This window comes from Rhodopseudomonas sp. WA056, assembly GCF_010906995.1.
In the GTDB taxonomy this organism is placed as follows: Bacteria; Pseudomonadota; Alphaproteobacteria; order Rhizobiales; family Xanthobacteraceae; genus Rhodopseudomonas; species Rhodopseudomonas palustris_G.
This window is the reverse complement of sequence record NZ_QPFS01000201.1, coordinates 1-4380: the sequence shown is the minus strand read 5'-3', so window position 1 is coordinate 4380 and position 4380 is coordinate 1. Positions and strand designations below refer to the sequence as shown.

7 protein-coding genes and 1 pseudogene are annotated in these 4380 nt (G+C 67.2%); 6 read left to right on the top strand and 2 right to left on the bottom strand.

What is annotated here, in order from left to right; translation table 11 throughout:
- The 5 genes from DU475_RS23110 to DU475_RS23090 form a co-directional block, all read left to right on the top strand.
- On the top strand, nucleotides 1–394 hold a 394-nt coding region (locus tag DU475_RS23110; protein ID WP_205524523.1), incomplete at its 5' end, for a heme exporter protein CcmB.
- 170 nt (nucleotides 395–564) lie between these two features.
- On the top strand, nucleotides 565–1299 hold the full coding sequence (locus tag DU475_RS23105) for a heme ABC transporter permease (protein WP_013500271.1): 735 nt from the start codon (nucleotides 565–567) through the stop codon (nucleotides 1297–1299).
- On the top strand, nucleotides 1299–1472 hold the full coding sequence (ccmD, locus tag DU475_RS23100) for a heme exporter protein CcmD (protein ID WP_013500270.1): 174 nt from the start codon (nucleotides 1299–1301) through the stop codon (nucleotides 1470–1472). Before DU475_RS23105 ends, ccmD begins: the two co-directional genes overlap by 1 nt.
- A gap of 15 nt (nucleotides 1473–1487) precedes the next feature.
- A complete protein-coding gene (locus DU475_RS23095; protein WP_164633441.1) occupies nucleotides 1488–2084 on the top strand; it encodes a DsbE family thiol:disulfide interchange protein in 597 nt (198 codons plus the stop codon).
- A 140-nt stretch (nucleotides 2085–2224) separates the two neighbouring features.
- Complete coding sequence (locus DU475_RS23090; protein ID WP_013500268.1) at nucleotides 2225–2608, top strand: ComEA family DNA-binding protein; 384 nt, start codon at nucleotides 2225–2227, stop codon at nucleotides 2606–2608.
- A 31-nt stretch (nucleotides 2609–2639) separates the two neighbouring features.
- Here DU475_RS23090 and DU475_RS23085 read toward each other — a convergent pair whose 3' ends face one another.
- A complete protein-coding gene (locus tag DU475_RS23085) occupies nucleotides 2640–3257 on the bottom strand; it encodes a septation protein A (protein ID WP_013500267.1) in 618 nt (205 codons plus the stop codon).
- The gene (ftsY, locus tag DU475_RS23080; protein WP_013500266.1) at nucleotides 3254–4201 is read right to left on the bottom strand and encodes a signal recognition particle-docking protein FtsY; all 948 of its coding nucleotides are present in this window, start codon (nucleotides 4199–4201) and stop codon (nucleotides 3254–3256) included. The genes DU475_RS23085 and ftsY overlap by 4 nt, the downstream gene beginning before the upstream one ends.
- 28 nt (nucleotides 4202–4229) lie before the next feature.
- On the opposite strand from ftsY, the pseudogene DU475_RS24415 reads away from it, so the two are divergent.
- Nucleotides 4230–4380: pseudogene (locus DU475_RS24415) on the top strand (RNA pseudouridine synthase); the annotation flags it as partial.

The window sequence follows — 4380 nt, the reverse complement described above, 5'->3', positions numbered from 1 at the left end:
GACCTGCGCCGCCAAGGCGCTGGCGCATTGGCTGGCGGCAGGGCTGCCGCTGATCGTCGCGACCCCGGTACTCGGCCTGCTGCTCAACCTCGACGGCAGCGCATCGCTGGCCGTGATGGCGACGCTGCTGGCCGGCACCCCGGCGCTGACCTTCACCGGCATGATCGGCGCCGCGCTGGCGGTGACGCTTCGCCGCGGCGGCCTGCTGCTGGCCGTGCTGGTGCTGCCGCTGTCGATCCCGGTGCTGATCTTCGGCGTTTCGGCCTCCCAGGCGGCAATTGTCGGCCCGGTGTCGTTCGGCACGCCGTTTTCGATCCTGTGCGCGATCTCGCTGCTCAGCCTGGTGATCGGCCCGTTCGCCGCCGCCGCCAGCCTGAGGCAGGGGCTGGACTAGAACAGGCGCAGCGTCGTTGGTTCGGTGCAGATGCCGTCGGTTCGGACCCGCGACACGCCGGATTCGCACCCGCGCGCAGGCGCTTCACCGCCGATCAACTCCTTCGGAAGTCGCCCCTGATCTGACCCACGTCATTGCCTGCGCCGGTCCCGGACATTATCAGGGACGTCATGAAGCTGACCGAACTCGCCAATCCGACCCGGTTCCTGACGCTGGCAGGGCGCCTGCTGCCGTGGCTGGCGGCCGCGACCGCATTGGCGTTGGCGGCCGGCCTCACCCAGGCGATGCTGGCGCCGGACGACTACCAGCAGGGCGCCACCGTCAAGATCATGTTCGTGCACGTGCCGAACGCCTGGCTGGCGATGGCCGTCTGGGGGGTGATGAGCATCGCCGCGCTCGGCACCCTGGTGTGGCGGCATCCGCTCGCCGACGTCGCCGCCAAGACTGCGGCGCCGATCGGCGCGGCCTTCACGTTTCTGGCGCTGGTCACCGGCTCGCTGTGGGGCCGGCCGATGTGGGGCACCTATTGGGAATGGGATGCCCGGCTGACCTCGATGCTGGTGCTGTTTCTGATGTATCTCGGCCTGATCGCGCTGTGGCGCGCGGTCGAGGACCCGTCGCGGGCGGCGCGCGCCGCGGCGGTGCTGACCCTCGTCGGCGCCATCAACCTGCCGATCATCAAGTTCTCGGTCGACTGGTGGAATACGCTGCACCAGCCGGCCTCGGTGGTGCGGATGGGAGGATCGACGCTCGACAAGGCGTTCCTGATCCCGCTGCTGGTCACCGCGATCGGATTTTCGCTGCTGTTTCTGACCTTGCATCTGGCGGCGATGCGCAACGAAATCCTGCGACGGCGAGTTCGCTCGCTGCAGATGCTGCAGGCCAGCCGGGCCGAGGCGGCGTGATGTTCGGCAAATACGCGGACTTCATCGTCTCGTCCTACGCCGCGACCGCGATCGTGGTGCTGCTGCTAATCGGCTGGGTAGTGCTCGACTATCGTAAGCAGAAGGCGCGGCTGCGCGACCTCGAAGCGCGCGGCGCCGTGCGCCGTTCCGGCCGCAGCGCCACCGACCACTGAACCCGACGGATCATCATGACCGACACCCTCGACCCCGCCTCGTCGAAGCGCCGTTCCTGGCTGGTGGTGCTGCCGGCGCTGCTGTTCGCCGGGCTGGCGGTGTTGTTCTGGTTTCGGCTCGGCGACAGCGACGTATCGCGGATCCCGTCGGCGCTGATCGGCCGGCCGGCGCCGCAGACCCCGCTGCCGCCGCTGGAAGGCCTGAGCCGCGACGGCACCCAGGTCGCCGGTCTCGATCCGGCGATGTTCAAGGGCAGGGTCAGCGTCGTCAACGTCTGGGCGTCCTGGTGCGTGCCCTGCCACGACGAGGCGCCGCTGCTGATGACGCTGGCGGAAGACAGCCGGATTCAGCTCGTCGGGATCGACTACAAGGACAAGCCGGACAACGCCCGCCGCTTCCTCGGCCGGTACGGCAACCCGTTCGCCGCGGTGGGGGTCGACGTCTCCGGCCGCGCCGCGATCGAATGGGGGGTGTACGGCGTGCCGGAAACCTTCGTGGTCGGCCGCGACGGCAGGATCGCCTACAAGCTGGTCGGCCCGATCACTCCGGACAACCTCGAGAAGGTCTTGAAGCCCGAGATCGCCAAGGCGCTCGCGGCGCCGGAGAGCTGATCGGCCTGTTAGCACGGCCGAAAACCCTCCGAGAAATAAATCGGACCGTTTATCGGCCGTTCATCGCAGCGCCATTGCGGCGCCACGAATCCGGATGAGCTTTCGGACGTTACTAACAACGTCCTCTGGAGGGACATCCGATGAGTATTTCGACTTTGCGTCGTCTCACGCTCGCCCCGCTCGCCGCCGCCGTCGCGCTCGGCCTGTTCGCCGCCGCGCCCGCGATGGCGCAGGCGCCTCAGCCGGCCACGCCGCCGACCGCCAAATCCGACAAGATGGCCCCTCCGCCGAAAGCCGACAGCAAGGCGGCAGCCCCGGCGAAGTCCGAGAAGACCGAGCCCCTCGACATCAATTCAGCGACCGCCGAACAGCTCGATGCACTGCCCGGCGTCGGCAAGGCGTACTCGGCCGCAATCATCAAGGGCCGGCCCTACAAGGGCAAGGACGAACTGGTGCACAAGAAGATCGTGCCGCAGAAGACCTACGACGGCATCAAGGACAAGATCATCGCCAAGCAGAAGTAAGCGAGGCGAAGCCGGGAAGAGGGGATCGCGGTCAGCGCCCCGACACGTCGCCTTCGCCGGCGGCGCTCTGTTCGAGCGTCGCCGGTTCGGCCGCGTAGCGCTTGATCAGCGGCATTTGCGTCATCGCGAACAGCATGGTCAGCGGCACCATGCCGAATACCTTGAAATTGACCCAGAAGTCGGTCGACTGCGTCCGCCAGACCGCTTCGTTGAGCAGGGCCATGGCGAAGAAGAACAACGCCCAACGCAGCGTCAGCTTGCGCCAGCCCTGCGCCGTCAGGTTGAACACCTGATCGAACATGATGGCGATGAACGAGCGGCCGAACAGCAGGCCGCCGCCGAGCACCGCAGCGAACAGCGCGTACACGATGGTCGGCTTCATCTTGATGAAGGTCTCGTCGTGCAGCACCAGCGTCAGGGTGCCGAACACCAGCACCACCACCGCGGTCACCAGCGCCATGACCGGAACGTGCCGGGTGACCGCATAGGACGCGATCATCGCGGCCACCACCGCGACCATGAAGGCGCCGGTGGCGGCGAACAGATTGAACTTGGCGTTGACGACGAAGAACACCAGCAGCGGGCCGAGCTCGGTCGCCAGTTTGAACAGCGGATGCGGCCGGTTCTTCTCGAGGAGCTCGTCGCTCATGCGGCCTCCGTGCCGGCGATCGCCTTGGCGAAATCGCGCGCGGTGAACGGCGACAGGTCGTCGACCCCTTCGCCGACGCCGATGAAATGCACCGGCAGTTTGTGCTTCTCGGCGATCGCCACCAGGATGCCGCCGCGGGCGGTGCCGTCGAGCTTGGTCATCACCAGCCCGGTGACGCCGGCGGTCTTGGTGAATGCTTCGACCTGCGACAGCGCGTTCTGGCCGACGGTGGCGTCGAGCACCAGCAGCACCGCGTGCGGCGCGGTCGCATCGACCTTCTTGATCACCCGCACCACTTTTTCGAGCTCGCTCATCAGCTCGGTGCGGTTCTGCAACCGCCCGGCGGTGTCGATCAGCAGCACGTCGCGGCCCTGCTCCTTCGCCGCCGTCAGCGCATTGAAGGCCAGACCGGCCGCGTCGGAGCCCTGCGCGCCCGCCACAACCGGCGTGCCGGTGCGCTCGCCCCAGACCTTGAGCTGATCGATCGCCGCAGCCCGGAAGGTATCGCCGGCGGCCAGCATCACCTTGTGGCCCTCGGACGCGAACCGCGCCGACAGCTTGCCTATGGTGGTGGTCTTGCCGGAGCCGTTGACCCCGACCATCAGCACCACGAACGGTTTCTTCCCGGCATCGACGACGAGCGGCTGCGCCACCGGCGCCAGCACCTTCTCGACCTCCGCGGCGACGATCTCTTTGACGTCGCTGGCCGAGATCATCTTGTCGTAGCGGCCCTCGCCGACCGCGCTGGCGATCCGCGACGCTACCTCGGCGCCGAGATCGGCTCGCAGCAGGACGTCCTCGATCTCCTCGAGCATCGCCCGATCGAGCTTGCGCTTGGAAACGAATTCCGACAGCGCCGTCCCGATCGAACTCGAGGTGCGCTTCAAGCCGCTGGACAGCCGCCGCCACCAGCTCTGTTTCGAATTTTCCGGAGTGTCGCTCATCAGGGCGCTGTGTTAGCCGTTTCGTGCCATGAACGAAAGCCACCCCGATCAATTCGACGTGCCGGAACTGACCGCGGACGAGATCCAGGCGCGCGTGCTGTATCGCGACGGGCTGATGCTGGTGATCGACAAACCGCCCGGTTTGCCGGTGCATCGCGGCCCCAAGGGCGGTCCGAATC

What these genes read in the sequence shown, in the direction of transcription:
- ftsY (WP_013500266.1), bottom strand. Translation starts at nt 4,201, where the DNA reads ATGAGCGACACTCCGGAAAATTCGAAACAGAGCTGGTGGCGGCGGCTG.
- DU475_RS23105 (WP_013500271.1), top strand. Translation starts at nt 565, where the DNA reads ATGAAGCTGACCGAACTCGCCAATCCGACCCGGTTCCTGACGCTGGCA.
- DU475_RS23095 (WP_164633441.1), top strand. Translation starts at nt 1,488, where the DNA reads ATGACCGACACCCTCGACCCCGCCTCGTCGAAGCGCCGTTCCTGGCTG.
- DU475_RS23090 (WP_013500268.1), top strand. Translation starts at nt 2,225, where the DNA reads ATGAGTATTTCGACTTTGCGTCGTCTCACGCTCGCCCCGCTCGCCGCC.
- DU475_RS23085 (WP_013500267.1), bottom strand. Translation starts at nt 3,257, where the DNA reads ATGAGCGACGAGCTCCTCGAGAAGAACCGGCCGCATCCGCTGTTCAAA.
- ccmD (WP_013500270.1), top strand. Translation starts at nt 1,299, where the DNA reads ATGTTCGGCAAATACGCGGACTTCATCGTCTCGTCCTACGCCGCGACC.